This window comes from Burkholderia sp. Bp9012, assembly GCF_003853825.1.
Classification (GTDB): domain Bacteria; phylum Pseudomonadota; class Gammaproteobacteria; order Burkholderiales; family Burkholderiaceae; genus Burkholderia; species Burkholderia diffusa.
Window position 1 is genome coordinate 1 of the sequence record NZ_QTQA01000052.1, and the last position, 17,190, is coordinate 17,190.

The 17,190-nt window shown below is 57.5% G+C and carries 13 protein-coding genes and 3 pseudogenes; 13 read left to right on the forward strand and 3 right to left on the reverse strand.

Annotated features, from left to right (window positions below):
* Window positions 1–178 precede the first annotated feature (178 nt).
* Both DIE11_RS35350 and DIE11_RS35355 read left to right on the forward strand, forming a co-directional pair.
* On the forward strand, window positions 179–1,327 hold the full coding sequence (locus tag DIE11_RS35350; RefSeq protein ID WP_124489750.1) for a porin: 1,149 nt from the start codon (window positions 179–181) through the stop codon (window positions 1,325–1,327).
* A 193-nt stretch (window positions 1,328–1,520) separates the two neighbouring features.
* Window positions 1,521–2,168, forward strand: coding sequence for a transcriptional regulator (locus DIE11_RS35355; RefSeq protein WP_124489751.1), 648 nt, complete (start codon window positions 1,521–1,523; stop codon window positions 2,166–2,168).
* Between the two features lie 113 nt (window positions 2,169–2,281).
* Here the strand turns inward: DIE11_RS35355 and DIE11_RS35360 are convergent, their stop codons facing one another.
* Window positions 2,282–3,406: an aminotransferase gene (locus DIE11_RS35360; RefSeq protein ID WP_071333824.1), complete on the reverse strand. Its 1,125-nt coding sequence runs from the start codon at window positions 3,404–3,406 to the stop codon at window positions 2,282–2,284.
* A gap of 87 nt (window positions 3,407–3,493) precedes the next feature.
* Entirely contained in the window at window positions 3,494–4,276 is a 783-nt protein-coding gene (locus DIE11_RS35365; protein WP_071333823.1) for a transporter substrate-binding domain-containing protein, read from the reverse strand.
* A 207-nt stretch (window positions 4,277–4,483) separates the two neighbouring features.
* Here DIE11_RS35365 and DIE11_RS35370 point away from each other — a divergent pair, with 207 nt between their 5' ends.
* The 3 genes from DIE11_RS35370 to DIE11_RS35380 all read left to right on the forward strand — a co-directional run bounded on the left by DIE11_RS35370 (window position 4,484) and on the right by DIE11_RS35380 (window position 7,831).
* Window positions 4,484–5,455: an ornithine cyclodeaminase family protein gene (locus tag DIE11_RS35370; RefSeq protein ID WP_124489752.1), complete on the forward strand. Its 972-nt coding sequence runs from the start codon at window positions 4,484–4,486 to the stop codon at window positions 5,453–5,455.
* A gap of 64 nt (window positions 5,456–5,519) precedes the next feature.
* Window positions 5,520–6,662, forward strand: a complete 1,143-nt coding sequence (locus DIE11_RS35375) for a succinylglutamate desuccinylase/aspartoacylase family protein (protein ID WP_185633874.1) — start codon at window positions 5,520–5,522, stop codon at window positions 6,660–6,662.
* 53 nt (window positions 6,663–6,715) lie between these two features.
* Window positions 6,716–7,831 (forward strand): succinylglutamate desuccinylase/aspartoacylase family protein, encoded by a 1,116-nt coding sequence (locus DIE11_RS35380; protein WP_185633875.1) that lies wholly within the window; start codon window positions 6,716–6,718, stop codon window positions 7,829–7,831.
* Here the strand turns inward: DIE11_RS35380 and DIE11_RS36650 are convergent.
* Entirely contained in the window at window positions 7,806–7,946 is a 141-nt protein-coding gene (locus tag DIE11_RS36650; RefSeq protein WP_185633876.1) for a hypothetical protein, read from the reverse strand. The genes DIE11_RS35380 and DIE11_RS36650 overlap by 26 nt on opposite strands.
* 107 nt (window positions 7,947–8,053) lie before the next feature.
* Between DIE11_RS36650 and DIE11_RS35385 the strand changes: the two are divergent.
* The 8 genes and pseudogenes from DIE11_RS35385 to DIE11_RS35420 form a co-directional block, all read left to right on the forward strand.
* Window positions 8,054–8,884, forward strand: a pseudogene (locus DIE11_RS35385) (DUF4158 domain-containing protein).
* Window positions 8,885–9,346: 462 nt separating this feature from the next.
* Entirely contained in the window at window positions 9,347–10,486 is a 1,140-nt protein-coding gene (locus DIE11_RS35390; RefSeq protein WP_124489755.1) for a branched-chain amino acid ABC transporter substrate-binding protein, read from the forward strand.
* A gap of 465 nt (window positions 10,487–10,951) precedes the next feature.
* Window positions 10,952–12,196, forward strand: coding sequence for a cysteine desulfurase-like protein (locus DIE11_RS35395; RefSeq protein ID WP_124489756.1), 1,245 nt, complete (start codon window positions 10,952–10,954; stop codon window positions 12,194–12,196).
* A gap of 70 nt (window positions 12,197–12,266) precedes the next feature.
* Window positions 12,267–13,775, forward strand: a complete 1,509-nt coding sequence (locus tag DIE11_RS35400; protein WP_124489757.1) for an aldehyde dehydrogenase — start codon at window positions 12,267–12,269, stop codon at window positions 13,773–13,775.
* A 34-nt stretch (window positions 13,776–13,809) separates the two neighbouring features.
* The gene (locus DIE11_RS35405) at window positions 13,810–15,129 is read left to right on the forward strand and encodes a M20 family metallo-hydrolase (protein ID WP_124489758.1); all 1,320 of its coding nucleotides are present in this window, start codon (window positions 13,810–13,812) and stop codon (window positions 15,127–15,129) included.
* A gap of 87 nt (window positions 15,130–15,216) precedes the next feature.
* Window positions 15,217–16,602 (forward strand): amino acid permease, encoded by a 1,386-nt coding sequence (locus DIE11_RS35410; protein ID WP_124489759.1) that lies wholly within the window; start codon window positions 15,217–15,219, stop codon window positions 16,600–16,602.
* Between the two features lie 184 nt (window positions 16,603–16,786).
* Window positions 16,787–16,930: pseudogene (locus DIE11_RS35415) on the forward strand (transposase); the annotation flags it as partial.
* Between the two features lie 69 nt (window positions 16,931–16,999).
* Window positions 17,000–17,113: pseudogene (locus tag DIE11_RS35420) on the forward strand (transposase); the annotation flags it as partial.
* Window positions 17,114–17,190: the final 77 nt, after the last annotated feature.

Consider the following 17,190-nt stretch of genomic DNA (forward strand, 5'->3'; position numbering starts at 1 on the left):
CGCTTGCCGCTCATACTGACCTCCTCGGTTGCCGTAAATTATGGCTCGAAGATGTCTACGAAAGGCTGGCCGGTCCACACAGCTCGCCAAGCGGATTTGTGCTGGTGCGTCACGAGTAGCGGATCAATTGAGTTGGAATTTATTAGACATCCTGTATATTTGTTTTGGAGATCATTTGATGAAGCTTCGAATTGCGGCAGCAGTGGCCATGGCCATTCTAAGTGCCCCCGTCTTTGCACAAAGCAGCGTTACCCTTTACGGTCTGATCGACGAGGGCATTGACTATACGAACAATGTCGGTGGCAAGCACGTATACGAGCTTCAGAGTGGCTTCGTCCAGGGCAGTCGCTGGGGACTGCGAGGCACCGAAGACCTTGGCGGTGGTCTATCGGCGATCTTCAAGATCGAGAGCGGCTTCAACGTCAACAACGGAAAGCTTGGACAAGGTGGCCTCGGATTTGGGCGCCAGGCTTACGTCGGTCTGGCGAACGACCGTTACGGCACCCTGACGTTTGGCCGCCAGTACGATTCGGTTGTCGACTATCTGGCGCAGACTACTGCGAACGGCAACTGGGCCGGGTACATGTTTTCCCATCCGTACGACAACGACAACACGGACAACACTTTTCGGGTGAACAACACTGTCAAGTACGCGAGTCCGGAGATCGCCGGCTTTCAATTCGGCGGTACGTACAGTTTCAGCAACGGCACGGAATTCGCAAACAACCGGCAGTACAGTGTCGGTGCGCAGTACACGAACGGCGGGCTGCTCGTCGCGGCAGCATATCTGCAAGCCGACAATCCGTCCGCGACGTCGAGCGGCGCGATTAACAACGGCGGCGATGAAAACTTTCTCGCGAAGCGACTGCGAGTATTTGGCGGCGGGATCAACTACACGTTTGGCCCGGCGACAGCCGGCTTCGCGTATACGAACTCGTACCTGAATCAACCGCAATCGACGACGTACATATCTGGGTCGATCCTGCCGGTAGTTGGGACGCTGAATTCGTTGCGATTCCAGAACTTCGAAGTGAACTTCAAATACCAGTTCACACCAGCACTTTACGCGGGTGCAGCTTACACGTTCACGACCGAGAATTTCAATGCGTCGTCTGGTAACGCAGAGCCGAAGGTTCATCAGGTTGGCCTGATGGCAGACTACAATCTGTCGAAACGCACGGACATCTATGTGCAGGGGGCTTACCAGCACGTCGCGGGCGACAAGACTGGCACCTCGCTGGATCTCGCGTACGTCCCCGGTGCGGCCGATGCGTCGTCGACCTCGAATCAGTTTGTGATTCGTGCGGCGATTCGACACAAGTTCTGAGTTGGCTGGCGCTGGGCGGCTTCAATAGCTTGCCGCTCGGCGCCATGGGTGTGAGGTGGTTCTCCTTGTTCACGGGCCGATCGGTAGGTAACGATTGGCTTCTTTTTTATCTGCAATGGGGGCGCACTGCGGGCTCGCGCTGAGGCCGACGGCGTAATATCATGCTCTTTTCGTTGCAAGATACAGACAATCGATGTCCACCCGAAAACAGAGGAAATCCACGGCCGATCAGCTGTTGCTCAGTCGATATCGGAGCATCGCCGACGGTATCGCTTCGTTGTTTTTTCCCTATGCGGAAGTTGTCATCCATGACCTGACGAGCCAGTCCATCGCGTACATTGCCAACAACCTGTCAAAGCGCGCGATTGGTGACGATTCGGCTTTGGAAGAGATCGAAGGTACGGCTGTCGGAAATGTGATGGGTCCGTATGAAAAGATGAATTGGGACGGTCGTCGAATGCGATGTGTGAGTATGCTCGTACCCGGCGAAACGTCAGACCCTGTCGGTGTCATGTGCGTCAACTTCAATGTCGCGGCATTCGACGATGTCAAGCAAGTGGTTGACTTGTTCATCATGGGTGCTGGCTTGGTTCGACCGCCGGAGGCGTTGTTCAAGGACGACTGGCAGGAGCGGATTAATGGGTTCCTGCATAGTTGGCTGCGGGAACGGCAGCTCGCGCTCAATTCTCTTTCGCGTGACCACAAGCGTGAGCTCGTGGAAGCCTTGTATGCGGAAGGAGCATTCAACGGGAAGAGTGCGGCGAACTACATCGCCAACGTTCTTGATATGGGGCGGGCGACCGTCTACAAGCACTTGAAGCAAATGCGCGAAGGCGCGTGATTCGCTCGAATGAACTCTACCGCGGAGCCGACGCAAACGTCATGTAACTCCGCGGCGTGAGTAGTCGATTCGGGCGGCGAGTCGTGCTGGCCCGAATGATCGGTGAAGGAGATTTAGCTCGCTTTGCCGCGCAAGAAGCTGGATACGCGCTTGAGCCCTTCCTCAAGTACAGTGCGGTTGTTCGCATATCCGATCCGCACATAACCCTCCATATCGAGTGCGCTACCCGGCGTAAACATCACGCCTGTTGCGTCGAGCAATTCCGTGCAAAATTCACGCGACGGCATGTCGATCGCGAACTTGAGCAAAGCCGTCGTTCCGGACTTCGGCTTAATCCACGACACGAGCGGCTCACCGTCGACCCAAGCTTCCACAATTGCGAGGTTCGTACGCACGATGTCGTGATTGCGTTTCAGGATGGCGTCGCGATGCTCGAGCGCGAGCGTCGCGAAGTAGTCGTCGATCATACCGACGCTGATGGTGTTGTAGTCGCGATGCACGGCAACGGCGTGAATCAACTCGACCGGGCCGGCGATCCAGCCAAGACGCAACCCGGCGAGGGAGTAGGTCTTCGACATACTTGCGGTGCTGATGCCTCGCTCGTAGAGATCTGCGATCGACGCGCTGTAGCCACTGCCGGCCTGGTCGGTACCGCGATAGACTTCGTCGCAAAGGATGTATGCACCGCAGCGCCGAGCGATCTCGACGATCTTGAGGAGAAACGCTTCGTCCATCAGCGACCCGGTCGGATTGTTCGGGTTGTTGATCGCAATGAGGCGCGTTTTGTCATCGACGAGCGACTCGAGTTCCTTGAGATCCGGCAGAAACGCGTTCTCTTCGCGAAGCTTCAGAATTTTTACGTTCGCGCCGTAGCTTTCCGGAATCGAATAGTGCTGCTGGTAGGTCGGCAGCACTGAAATCACGGTGTCACCTGGCTCAACCAGCGTTTCATAGATGAGGGCGTTCCCGCCGATCGCGCCATGTGTCACGATGACGTTCGATACCGATTGCCGCGCGTAAGTAGCGGCAATGGCTTCGCGCAGGCGTTGCGTGCCCTCGATCGCGCCGTAGGTAAGCTTCATCGGTCGCAGTTCGTCGAGCACCGATGCCTGACGTCCCGTCATGGTGAGAAGTTGATCGACCGTCAGAGATTCGACGCAGGTCTCTGCAAGGTTATAGGTGCAATGGTTCTCGTAGAGATCCATCCAGCGCTCGACGCCAAATTCCTTGATCTTCATGACCGCTCCTTAGGCGATATGGATTGAGCGGCCAAACTGTGGCCGCATGCAGAGTAAATGGTGTTTTCGTAGCCGTCGTCGGGACGGTTACTTGGCGATGATGTCGCGTTTGAAATACTGAACCGAGAGCTTGCTCAGTGTCCCATCTGCTTTTAGTTGGGCCAGAGCGTTCGAGACGCGGCTACGCAGCGCCGCATCTTGCTTTCTGAATGCCCAGCCAACGCCCTTCCCAAGCGTCACGGAGTCTTCCAGCGGTGCGCCGACGATTGCATAGTCATGCCCCTCCGGTTTATCCAGAAAGCCCTCATGCGCAGTCTGATACTCCTGAACGGCACCGTCGAGGCGGCCCGCGGCCAAATCGGCGTAGACCTGATTCTGGTCCGAATATTCCGCGATCTCGACGCCGTGGGGCTTCCAGTTGCGCTGGACAAAGTCGTCTTGAACCGCCCCTTGGAGCACGCCGATGCGCTTACCCTTCAGCGAATCAGGGTTAGGAAGAAGTCCGGAGTTCTTGCGCGCGATCATGACCATCGGGACCACATAGATCGGGGGAGTGAAATCGACGATCTGTTCCCGCTTGCTCGTGATGTTCATGGCCGAGTTGACGAGATCGAACTTGCGTGCCTGCAGAGCCGGCAGCAGACCGTCGAAGACATTCTCAACCCAGATGCACTTGACTTGAATCTTTGCACATACAGCGTTGCCGACGTCGATATCGAACCCCTGGAGTTGCCCGGCTGCCGTTTTGCTTTCGAACGGGGGGTAAGCGGCTTCGATGCCAATTTTCAACGCTGCATTGCTGCCTGCGAACGCGAACCCTGCTGTCCCTACGGACATGGCGACGGCACAAACCAGATGCTTCAATTTCATATCAACTCCGATGATGACGATCGAGTACGGGGCCGTAACCTGAATTTGGTCCGCGAGCCTCGGCGAGCTACCTATCGCTCCAAGAAAAGGTAGACGAATTGTCCATAAGCGACAATTTCACCAAGTATCCGCTTCCAAAAAAAGAATGTCCATAGTAGACTGAAAATCTATTTTTTAGATGGAGCGGGTGCAGCCCGGAATCGCTAGATGAGTGCTCAACTTAACAATTTGCCGTGTGTGCTGGACGAGGCACAGGTTCGTGCTGCATTGCCGGAGTTGGATACTCGTGGCGCGCTTGCGCGGATGTTTCAGTCTTTGGCGAACGGCCGTGCGGTGCAGCCGCCACAGACGCTAACCGTTTTCCCGGATAACGCAGGCGATTTCATTACCTACCTTGGTACCTTGGCTGATGAGCAGGTGTTCGGCGCGAAGCTCTCTCCCTATGTGCCAACAAGCGCTGGCCCAATCGTCACCGCATGGACCGCACTCATGTCGATGGAGACTGGGCGTCCGCTCATGTGGTGTGACTCGGGCTTGCTGACTGCCGAGCGTACCGCGGGCGCCACGGCACTGGCGGTCGAACACCTCGCGCGGCGCGATGCAGGCTGTCTTGCGTTGATCGGAACCGGGGCATTGGGACTGGCGCATCTGCGTCATCTCAAGGGCGTCCGTGCATGGCAAACCATTCGGGTGTATTCGCCGGAACTCGCCACGGAAGAAGCCAAGCGCGAGATGGTGAAATCGATCGATCCGCGAGTTCTCGTTATCGACAGTATTGAAGCATGCGTACGCGATGCGGACGTCGTTTCGCTTTGCACTTCGTCCGGCAAACCGGTATTGACTGATGGCATGCTGACGCGCCCGGCTCTAGTGACTTCGATCAGCACGAACGTCGCCAACGCACACGAAATTCCGCCAGCGTGGTTGCCGGAAATGGATGTCTACTGCGACTATCGTGCGACGACGCCGATGAGTGCAGGAGAGATGAAAATTGCAGCGGCCGAGTTTGGCTGGAGTAAGGATGAGATTGTCGGCGATTTGCCTGAGCTCGTAGCAGGCCGTGCACAACTGCCATCGTACGAACGTCATGCGTTCTTCCGCTCGATCGGTCTCGGACTGGAGGACATTGCTGTCGCTGCTGAGCTTTATCGGCTTGTCGCCAGCACAAGCGGACATTGACCAAGGACGCGCGTACCTGGCGGCGGGCATGCGAACCGCTGGGACGAATGTGAGGAGAGACCACGTGAACTATCGACGTATCGAGATTCCTCTGCCGTCGCCGGCGCCGGGCGTTGCGTTGCACCTTACAGCGCATCGGTTCGGCGATCCCGACAGCGGGCGCAGTATCTATCTTCAAGCTGGATTGCACGCAGATGAACACCCGGGCCTGTTGGTCCTGCAGCATCTCATTGAGGCCCTTCATGCCCTCGACAATGCCGGAAGGATCACCGGCTGCGTGACCGTCGTGCCGTACGCAAACCCGATTGGCTTGTCGCAACGATTGTTTGGCCCTGTCGTGGGGCGTTTCGACTTCGAGAACGGAGAGAACTTCAATCGCAACTTTCCGTTGTTGGATCGGGCCGTCGCAATGCGTCTGCGCGATGCGGACGCGCGTAGCCTGACGCGGCGGCAGTGGAAGCAATATTTTTCCAGCGTGATCGAAGTGAGTGGTGATTTGAGCCCCACTGCGGCGATGAAGCTCGAGTTGGCGAGGCTTTCGATCGATCACGACATCGTGCTTGATTTGCATTGTGACACCGATGCGATCGCGCATGTTTACGCGTCCTCGCTGCAACGCGAGCGAGCCGTGAAGGCGGCTCACTTGATCGGAGCGCCGGTCGTGATGCTGGAGCCATCACAGACAGGTGGCGGTGCATTCGATCAGACGCATTCAAGCGCGTGGGGCGCACTGCAGCAGGCAGGCGTGTTCGATGCGGACGAATGTGGCTTCTCGGCGACGATCGAGTTGCGTGGTCAGGCGGACGTCAACGATGCGCTTGCGCTGGACGATGCCCGGCGTCTACTGCATTACGCAGAATCGGAGGGGGTGTTGTCTCTGCCCGAAGCAGACGACGACCCTCGATTGGACGAGCCGCCCAAGGTGTTTCCTCTGCAGGGAGCCGCGCATGTCCGATGCCCCTGCGCGGGCGTGATCGTCTATCGGCGCACGCCGGGAGAGCACGTCAGTGCGGGCGAGACATTCGCGGAAATCGTGCGTCTCGACGGGGCGCTCAATTCGCGCGCCCCGGTCGTCAGTCCGATCGACGGCGTAATGGTTGTGCGGCAGTTGCAAAAGCTCGTCAGGCCGGGACAACGGGCGGCATTGATCGTCGGAGATGCAGTGCTGGCTGGACGCGAGCCCGGCAATCTGCTGCTCGACTTCTAATCGCTTTATTGCATGCCGGACCGGTAGGGAATGGGAGTTAAGTGATGGAGAGAGTGGAGATTCCGCTGCCTGGTACTGCTCCGGGGATGCGTCTGATGCTGCGTGAATATGCGTTCGGCCCAAAAGACGCGGATCGATCACTTTACGTGCAGGCCGCATTGCACGCCGGCGAGGTGCCGGGGCTTCTCGTAATCCAGCATCTGCTGGTACGGCTCGCTTCGCTGGAGCGCATTGGGGCCTTGCGCGGGCGCATCGCCGTCATGACCTGGGCGAATCCTTTCGGTATGCAGCAGGTCGTCGGTGGATCGCTTACCGGGCGCTTCGATTGCGCAGGAAGCGGCAATTTCGATCGTCGATTCCCGGATATCCGTTCAGAGGTCGTCCGGCGGATCACGGCTGGCGATCGTCCCCTGACCCGCCGCAACGCGCAGGCGTGGCTGACGGCGATAGCGGCGCCGCCGACACAAGGTACGGACCCGGTCGAATACCTGAAAGCGATGTTGCTATCCCGCGCATTTGCCTACGATATGGCGCTCGATCTGCATTGCGACAAGACGGCCGTCATGCACGTGTACAGCAATTGGGCGCACGAAGAGCGCGCTGTCGCACTCGCGCGGTGCCTTACTGCTCCCGTGCTGCTTCTTGAGGAGCACGCTGGTGGCGGAACGTTCGACCAAGCATTTCACGATGCTTGGAGTGCATTGCGCCAATCCGGTTTGCCATGCGATTCCCGTCAAGGGTTCGCCGCGGTTGTCGAGTTGCGTGGACAGCGCGATGTGTCTGATGAACTAGCGACCCATGACGTCGATGCATTGCTTGACTTTCTGAGAGTCGAGGGCTTTGTCACGGATCGACTGGCAGGGGAAAAACTAAAGACGCCGGCAATCGCCACACTCGAAGCCGTCGATCACTTGAAGGCAACGCAAACCGGAATGGTCACGTGGCATGTGCCGGTCGGGACGCGCGTCGAGCGAAATGAGGTGATCGCGGAGATCGTCAGCGAGGCGCGCGATCGGACCGTGTGCCGAACGATAGTCCGATCGCGCACGGACGGGATTCTCGTCGCCAGAATGCATGTCCACTACGTTCTGGCCGGACAGCGGATCGCAATGATCGCGGGGAGCGAGAGAATTCCCGAGCGCATCACGGGAGCGCTTCTTCCAGACTAAACAGCTGTAATGGCTGCGACGCGATCTGGCAGGTGGTCGGACCGAGGGAGAAAAGACCGTTAATGATGGGACGTTTCTCTTCGGCGAGTTCCAACCGCACCATCGACTGGATCATGGCATGATCGGCTCCAAGCTCGTCGCGCGGTACTGTCTGGACGACTCAATCTGCTAAAGCGCTGATCGATCAGCACTGCGGGGACTGCCAGGACCGAGGTTGCAGCAATGACCAAGATTCATGAACCCGCGTACCCGGTACTCCCGGCGGAGCTGGACGAGGCGGAATTGCGAACCGTCTATATGCCTAGTTGTGAAGCGTCAAGAGCCCAGGGGAGATCCGGTTCGTTTTCGACCAGTTCCGTCAGGCGCCTACGCGCGTACTGATTCTCGCGCAGTTGAAGCTGCTGCAGCGCCGCGGTTACATGCCGGTGATCTCGGACGTGCCGCCGGCGATCGTCGAACACGAGTGCTGTGCTCGGCGTCCGCCCGCTGCCCCGTACAACTCTCGCGCGCTACGACCGCTTGGGCAGCAAATCCCGGCACCAGAAAATCCTCCGTGAGTTTGTCCGGATTCTCCCGGTCGACAGCGCCGCCCACGCATGGCTGGCCAATATCGCCGCGCACGCGGCCCGGACCAAGGCGGAATTGCCGGACATTGTCAATGTGATGTTGGAAGAGCTGGTCAGGCGCCGCTACGAGCTGCCGCCCCTTGCGACGCTCACCCGGATCGCCGGTCACGCCCGCAGCCAGCTCCATGAATCGATTTACTGCGCCTACATTTCGCGCGCGACCGACGCTTGTCCTGCCTTGAGCGGGAAACACGTCTCGCCCCATGTCGTCCGGCACACGGCGGCCATGCATATATTGCAGTCGGGTGTCGACATGAGCGTGATCGCGCTTTGGCTCGGTCATGAGCATCTCGACACGACGCACATCTACATGGGAGCCGATCTCGCCCTGAAGGAGAAGGCGCTGAATCTGCTTCACCCAGCAGGGCAGATCGCTCCGCGGTTTCGTGCGACCGACAAGGTGATGGCGTTCCTCGAGAGTCTGTGATTATGTTCAGCGCGGCGACCCAAGACGTCCGTCACTCAATGCGTTACGGCCGCCGCTGCGCATAATCCGGTGCTGAGCATATTCACGAATCCCGGCCGACCCTCGGAAAGGCCTTGTCCTAAAGGGAGGCTTGAATCGGATCTGATGTACATGGACGAAACGGGTTCGGAGGCCGATTCGTCAGTCGATTCAGGCTTTCGACGACCGTAGTGCAATCAGCCACCGCGAGCTAGGCCGGGATTCGCGGAAGCGTATTATTTAATGGCAAGTATCTTTCCTGTAGGGTATTTGGCTTGACTTTTGAGTTTTGGCGTCCAACACTGTTCCTCAAGCGCCTGACCAAGCCTCGGTGTCTGGGAGTGTCGGTAGCGAACGGCCGCCCAGTCGGTGCTTCACAGGAATCTACAAGCCTGTGTAAATGAATTCGCATTACTAAACAATGGATATGGCTAGGAGATCGGAATGTCCGGAGCTTCACGTCTTTTGCGTATTGGATTCGTTGTCACAGCTGCCGTGGCAGCGATGCATGCTCACGCAGACCAGGTTGTAAAAATTGGTCATGTGGCTCCGCTCACGGGCGGTATCGCGCATCTGGGCAAGGATACTGAGAATGGTGCCAGACTGGCCATTGAGGAAATCAATGAAAAGGGGCTAACAATCAATGGCGAGAAGGTTGTCCTGAAGCTTTCGGCGGAGGATGATGCTGGCGATCCACGCACTGCTGTTCAGGTAGCACAGAAGCTAGTCGACGATAAGGTAGTGGCGGTTATCGGCCATCTTACGTCCGGCACGACCATCCCGGCATCGAAGATCTATCACGATGCCGGAATTGCCGAAATCTCGCCGGCTGCGACCAACCCAATGTACACGCGTCAAGGGTTCAACAATACTTTCCGGGTTGTTGCGACCGATGCGCAACAAGGGCCGGCGCTAGCCACATACGCGGTAAAGCAGCTGCGTGCGAAGACGGTCGCAATCGTGGATGATTCGACCGCGTACGGCCAGGGACTTGCGGACCAGTTCGCGAAATCGGCGTCAGGACTGGGCATCAAGCTTCTATCGCGCGATGGAAGTACCGACAAAACCATCGACTTTCGCGCGATCTTGACCAAGATTAAGGGGGAGCGACCGGACGTGATCATGTACGCCGGTCAGGATGCCACGGGCGGGCCGTTCGTGAAACAGGCGCAGCAGCTCGGAATTACGGTCCCGATTCTTGCTGGCGATGGCGTGTGCACCGAGAAGCTTTCTGGGCTTGCCGGTCAAGGCACCAAGCAGGTGGTGTGCTCGGAAGCTGGCATGGCTCTTGAGAAGATGCCGCGAGGGGTGGATTTCCAGAAAAGGTACGAGAAGCGTTTCAATGTCCCGATTCAGACCTACTCCCCGTTCGCGTACGACGCTGTCTACATCATCGTCGACGCGATGAAGCGGGCCAACTCGACGAGCGCCGCGAAGATTCTCGAAAAGTTGCCTTCCACGAACTTTGAGGGGATCCTTGGCCAGACTCAATTTGACCAGTATGGGGACATAAAGAACCCAGTAATTACCCTCTACCACTACATCGATGGTAAGCGGACGCTTCTGGATTCGATTCGGATGTAAGCAACCGCCAGGATCGCACACGAACAGGCTGCCTGATGTCGCGTCAGGCAGACTGTTGCCGAAGCTGGCGCGATGTCAGACTGCCCGAACTCGCACGTTCCCTGTTAGATTGACTTGAATAAATTCGAGCCGGATATTGAGGGCATCTCTGACCAGCAAGACTGCAAGCGATCAATCGTGATTTGTTTGGTCCGCCTCTGATCCGGGTTCCGCGCCGTGGCACGTTGGCTCGGCGGCTGGCCGTGCTTCGTCGGAATGCACTGTCGCTCAATAAGCATTCTCTAGGAACTGAGCAACGGGTAAACACGGATATATTGATTCCTGTCAGGAAAGTATCTTTCCTTGCGGGGTGTGCAATTGAAATTGCACGGCGATCCCAGCATAAGGGAGGGCCCGATTACGTAGCCCTTTCGTGTGTTAGGCGTCGCACCGACGATTAATCAGCTTTTCGACGAGATAGGTCACATGGATCACGCACTGCTTCGGCAACAATTTCCGGTCTTCGGTACTGAGGTCGCCCGAGACACGATTTTCTTCGACGGCGCCGCAGGCACCCAAGTAACGCAACACGTCATCGACAGGATGGTGGGGTCGATGGTGGAAGGCAACGCGAATCTCGGTGCATTTTTCCCCGTCTCGAGCAAGGCCGTTGGTGAGGTTGCCAAGGCGCGCGAAACGTTCAAGGATTTCTTCAATGCGAACGATGTCCGGGAGGTGGTGTTCGGGCAGAGTATGACGACGCTGACCTTCTCGTTCTCGCGGGCGATTGGCCGGACGATTGAGGCGGGGGACGAGATCGTTCTGACGCGGATGGATCACGACGCAAACGTGTCACCCTGGGTGCAAGTCGCGAAAGACCGGGGGGCGGTCATCAAGTGGATCGACTTCGATCCGACGACGTGCGAGTACGATTTCTCGAATCTCGACGAGATCTTCACGCCGCGGACCAAGGTGCTCGCTATCAATTATGCGAGCAACGTGACTGGCACCATCAACAATATCGTGGTCCCGATTCGCAAGGCGAAGGAGGTTGGGGCGCTGGTGTATGTGGACGCCGTGCAATACGCCCCGCACGGTATCGTGGATGTTCAGGCCCTGGGCTGTGATTTCCTGGTGTGCTCTGCCTACAAGTTCTACGGCCCGCATATCGCCATCCTCTGGGGACGTCTCGAAGTCCTCGAGCAACTGGTTCCGTACAAAGTTCGGCCGGCATCGGACAGCGCACCGGACAAGTTCGAGACCGGAACGAAGGCGCGCGAGCAGATCGCAGGTGCGTATGCCGCAGTCGAGCACTTTGCGTGGATTGGGGAGCAACTCGGTGGGGCTGGAGCGACGGCGTCGCGCCGTGACAAGATCGTTGCCGGCATGGAGGCAACCAAGGAGTACGAGGACAAGCTCGTGGCTCGAGCGATCGAAGGTCTTACGGCGTTGAAGGGATTGACGATTCATGGGGTCACTGCCCTGGACCGCCTCGAGCATCGCGTGCCGACGATTTCCTTCAGCGTGGCTGGCCTTGACCCTGCGGTCATCGCGAAGAGCCTTGCCGACGTCAACATCAACGTGTGGCACGGGCACAACTACGGTATCGAACCGGTCACCCGGCTTGGTCTGATCGACAAGGGTGGCATCGTTCGTGTCAGCTTCGCCCAGTACAACACGCTCGACGAAGTCGAAACGTTCCTCGGTCACATGCGCCGCATCGTCGGCTGATCGGCGTCCCACCTCTCTAAGTGCGAGAGGTGGGATGTGATTTCGCATCCTTCGACAGGAACTCCCACATATGCAGACCTCTCAATTCTCTCAGTCCCTTGAGGGCTGGCAAGCACTGGCTAATCGCATCACGTTTCCGTCGCAAGCGTTCATCGACGGGCAATTCGTCGACGCAGCATCGGGAGAAACGTTCGACTCCGTCAACCCGGCGACCGGCGAGGTTTTGGTGTCTGTGGCTGCGTGTGACGTACAAGACGTCGACCGGGCGGTTGCTGCAGCACGTGCGGCGTTTGAACGCGGTTCGTGGTCGCGCATTGCACCTTCCGAGCGAAAGAAGGTACTGCTGCGACTGAGCCAGCTCATTCTCGAGCATCGTGAGGAACTCGCGGTGCTGGAGTCGCTGGACATGGGCAAGCTCGTTCACGACGCCGTGACACTCGATGTACCGACGTCCGCGGAGGTATTCCAGTGGTACGCGGAGGCCATCGACAAGGTCTATGACGAGGTGGCGCCATTGGGCAGCGGTGCGCTCGCGACAATCCGTCGGGAAGCGGTCGGCGTTGTGGGCGCAGTGGTTCCCTGGAACTTTCCGCTGAAGATGGCCGCATGGAAATGCGCGCCCGCATTGGCCGCAGGGAACAGCGTTATCTTGAAGCCGGCGGAGCAGTCGCCGTTGTCGGCGTTGAAGCTGGCCGAGCTCGCGGCCGAGGCAGGCGTTCCTGCGGGCGTTTTCAACGTACTGCCTGGTTTCGGTACAACGGCGGGTCGCGCGATTGGGATGCACAAGGACATCGATTGCGTGGCCTTTACGGGGTCGACGGAAGTCGGGAAGATGTTCCTGGGTTACTCGGCCACGTCGAACATGAAGCAGGTTTGGCTCGAGTGCGGTGGCAAGAGCCCGTTGCTGGTGTTCGATGACTGCACGGACATTCGCGCTGCGGCAAAGGCTGCCGCGCAAGGCATCTTCTTCAACCAGGGTGAGGTGTGTTCGGCAACGTCACGCGTGCTCGTGCAGCGCAGCGTGAAATCGCAGTTCATCGAGGCGCTTCTCGAGGCCGCATCGGCCTACCAGCCTGGGAATCCGCTGGATCCGGCGTCGAAGATGGGGGCAATGGTAGACGAAGAGCAGACGAAGCGGGTGTTGCGCTATATCGAGCTTGCCAAGCGCGACAACCGGCTGCTCCTTGGCGGAAATCGATATGCCGAAATCGGGAAAGGGTGCTTCTTAACCCCGACGATCTTCGACGACGTGAAGCCTACCGATACGCTTGCACGGGAGGAGGTGTTCGGGCCGGTCTTGGGTGTCCTGGAGTTCGATTCCGAGGACGAGGCTATCCTCGTTGCCAACGATTCCGTCTACGGTCTCGGTGCTTCGGTTTGGACCGGGAACCTCAAGCGGGCGCATCGGGTCGCGGGACGACTTCATGCTGGCACCGTATCGGTGAACGCGGTTGACCAAGTCAGCGTCATGACACCCTTTGGGGGCTTCAAACAATCGGGTGTCGGTCGCGATCTGTCGCTCCATGCACTCGATAAGTACACGGCCCTCAAGACCACGTGGTTCGACCTGAACGACTAAAAGCACGGCGCTCGACCTATGACCGATCAAGTTGTTGAACTGGGTCGAGCGCACCGACTTTGAACTACGAATGCGCAATATTCCGCACATCAATCTTGAGCGGCTCCAACGCACCATTCACGAGATGGCTGAATTTGGTGCGAAGGATAATGGGGGCTGCTGTCGTATTTCCCTGACCGACGAAGACCGACTTGGTCGCGATCAGTTCGTCGAATGGTGCAAAGAAGCTGGATGCAGCGTACATGTTGACGGCTTTGGGAACATTTTTGCGATCCGAGCTGGTACGCGACCGGACAATTCCATTGTGCTAACTGGTAGCCACCTCGATACGCAACCAAATGGTGGAACGCTGGATGGAATCTATGGCGTCCTTGCAGGGCTCGAAGTGATTCGAACTTTGAACGAGCAGGATATTCAGACCGAGCGCGCAATCGCGGTAGTAAATTGGACCAACGAGGAAGGAGCCAGGTTCTCGCCTGGCCTCACTGGTTCGAGCGGCTTCTCAGGGAATCTGGATGTCGCCTCCGCGATGAGCATTATCGGCGCAGATGGGGTCCGCTTTGGCGAGGCGCTTGGCCGAATTGGCTATGCCGGCGAGTTTTCACGTGAGGCCATCGACCCGTTTGCCTACGTCGAACTTCACATCGAGCAAGGGCCGGTGCTTGAACAACAAAAGCGAACGATTGGCATTGTCGAAGGCGTGCAAGGCGTTCGCTGGTACGAGATCGAACTGACCGGCAGCGACCGGCACGCCGGCACCACTCCGATGACCGACCGGCGTGACAGCTTTATGGCGTTGTCGAGAATTGCATTGGAGATGCGGCGGTTCGCGGCATTCATGAACCCGGATGTTCGCTTCACCGTGGGGCGCGTGGCCGTAATCCCAGGTTCGCCCAACACGGTTCCCGGACGTTCCAGCTTTTCCATCGACTTGCGCCATCAGGATGCCGGTGTCCTGGATACCATTGAGAGTGCATTGTTTGAATGCGCACGGAAGGTCGCAGCGGAAGAGCATGTTCAGGTCGAAGTGTGTCGTACCATGGTCGTTCCACCGATCTCATTCAGCACCGGTATCGTCGGGCTTGTTGACGCAGCATCGGAGAGCGCCGGATACACCTCAATGCGCATGAATAGCGGGGCGATGCACGACGCATGCAGAATAGCGAGCATTACGCCGACCGGCATGATTTTCGTCCCGTCGCGCGGCGGCGTTAGTCACCATGAAGATGAGTGGACAGCACCGGAAGATCTTGAAGCTGGTGCAAATATTCTGCTTCAGACGCTTCTGGCTCTGGCCGGCCAGAGCCAGGCCATCGAAGGACTGTCATCCGTCGATCAGTGCGACCCCCGCTGAGTCCTGCTACACGTATGTAGAGAAGATTAGCCATTGACAGGATGTTCGAGATGGCAAAAATAAGATTAGGATCGCATAGGAGATGAAATGAATAGTGGAGAAAAGCTGCATAGAGGATTGAAAGAACGGCATATGAGCCTTATGGCAATGGGGAGCGCGATTGGTGTCGGGTTGTTTCTCGGCTCAGCGACCGCGATCAGATTGGCAGGGCCTGCAATTCTTGTGACGTATGCCATTGCAGGTGCAGCCATCTTTGTCATCATGCGCGCGCTGGGTGAGATGGCCGTAGCGAAACCCGTCGCCGGTTCGTTCAGCCGCTATGCACAGGATGAAATTGGTCCGCTTGCCGGCTATCTTACCGGATGGACATACTGGTTCACATTGGTGGTCGGTAGTATGAGCGAACTCACCGCTGTGAGCGTTTACATGCATCTCTGGTTCCCAGAAGTGACTCCATGGATTTGGGCGCTGGCCGCTCTTGTCACGATTGGTGCAATCAATTTTGTAGCGGTGTCACTGTATGGTGAATTGGAGTTTTGGTTCGCCCTCATCAAAGTGGTGACGATCGTGCTGATGATTGTTATGGGGGGCGGCATTATCGCGTTTGGCATCGGCAACGGCGGTGTAGCAACAGGTATCTCGAACTTGTGGAAACATGGCGGCTTTATGCCGAACGGGATGGGCGGGATGTTGATGGCGATGCCGATGGTGCTTTTCGCCTATCAGGGGGTTGAACTCCTCGGCCTCACGGCTGGCGAAGCAGCGAATCCGGAAAAAACGTTGGCACGAGCTGTGAACTCGGTTTTCTGGCGTGTCTCAGTCTTCTACGTTGGCGCATTGTTCGTCATCATGTCGCTCTTTCCGTGGAACGAGATTGGCACGCTTGGCAGCCCATTCGTTCTGACCTTTGACAAGATGGGCATTCGGTATGCCGCAGGCATCATCAACTTTGTGGTTCTGACAGCAGCTTTGTCCTCATTCAACAGCAATCTTTACGGTACCGGGAGGCTGATCTACAACCTCGCTGAGCAAGGACAAGCCCCCAAGATTTTCGGTCGGGTATCCGCGAGTGGCGTCCCCGGACCTGCTGTACTCTTTTCAGTTGTTTGCTTGCTGATCGGCGTCGTCCTCAATTATTTGGCACCCAAGCAGGTATTCGTTTGGCTGACTTCGATTTCGACGTTCGGCGCGATCTGGACTTGGAGCTTCATCTTGTTGTCGCATGCTCGCTTTCGCCTGAGAATCGCGGGATCTCGAGCCGCAGGCGCTAGAACGGGCAGTCGAATCTTTCCGTATGCAAGTTATCTGACTGGGCTATTTTTGGTGGCGGTTGTTGGCTTGATCGCATACTTCCCCGATACTCGAATCGCCGCAATTATCGGTCCTATCTGGATTACCTTGCTCATCGCGCTGTTTTATTGTTTTGTGCCTCGACATCAAAGTACGCCACTGAAGGTTCGTTCGACCACTTGAGTCGGAAACAAGCCCGGTTCCTCATCGTGGTGTGGGGGTGACCTTACCCCGCCGAGTACACCATTCGTAAGTTAGTGGGCTCGCCGGTTTTGGAGCAGCCCCCTGAAACGCCGGACACAGTCACCCACTTGCAATAACGGGTAGGCATAAGACTGTGTTTTTGACTAACACCAGGCAGGAAGTGATGGAAGTGTTGACGGGCCCGGAGCGTCGGCGGCGCTGGACGGCGGAGCAGAAGCTAGCGATGGTTCGCGAGAGTTTCGAGCCGGGAAAATCGGTTTCGATGGTCGCGCGCCAGCACGGCGTGAATCCGAACCAGCTATTCCACTTGACCTGCCCGGGAATTTTCGGACCAGTTGAAACTTGAGAGAATGGCTTCCAACGGAGAAAGGAAGTCATGAAGAAGAGCCGGTTCACGGAAGAACAGATGGTCACGATCCTGCGCGAGGCGGACAAATCGCCGGTCGCGGAGGTAGCGAAGAAGCACGGGATCAGCGAGCAGACGATCTACATATATGGACTGCTCCCAATAGCAAACGGAAGTTGACGGACACGGAAGTCGATTGCGTACATATATCCGGCGTCAGG

Bases quoted from the DNA above. Each gene is read 5' to 3' on its own strand.
- DIE11_RS35410 (WP_124489759.1), top strand. From the start codon at position 15,217: ATGAATAGTGGAGAAAAGCTGCATAGAGGATTGAAAGAACGGCATATG.
- DIE11_RS35365 (WP_071333823.1), bottom strand. From the start codon at position 4,276: ATGAAATTGAAGCATCTGGTTTGTGCCGTCGCCATGTCCGTAGGGACA.
- DIE11_RS35390 (WP_124489755.1), top strand. From the start codon at position 9,347: ATGTCCGGAGCTTCACGTCTTTTGCGTATTGGATTCGTTGTCACAGCT.
- DIE11_RS35400 (WP_124489757.1), top strand. From the start codon at position 12,267: ATGCAGACCTCTCAATTCTCTCAGTCCCTTGAGGGCTGGCAAGCACTG.
- DIE11_RS35360 (WP_071333824.1), bottom strand. From the start codon at position 3,406: ATGAAGATCAAGGAATTTGGCGTCGAGCGCTGGATGGATCTCTACGAG.
- DIE11_RS35355 (WP_124489751.1), top strand. From the start codon at position 1,521: ATGTCCACCCGAAAACAGAGGAAATCCACGGCCGATCAGCTGTTGCTC.
- DIE11_RS35395 (WP_124489756.1), top strand. From the start codon at position 10,952: ATGGATCACGCACTGCTTCGGCAACAATTTCCGGTCTTCGGTACTGAG.
- DIE11_RS35370 (WP_124489752.1), top strand. From the start codon at position 4,484: ATGAGTGCTCAACTTAACAATTTGCCGTGTGTGCTGGACGAGGCACAG.
- DIE11_RS35350 (WP_124489750.1), top strand. From the start codon at position 179: ATGAAGCTTCGAATTGCGGCAGCAGTGGCCATGGCCATTCTAAGTGCC.
- DIE11_RS36650 (WP_185633876.1), bottom strand. From the start codon at position 7,946: ATGATCCAGTCGATGGTGCGGTTGGAACTCGCCGAAGAGAAACGTCCC.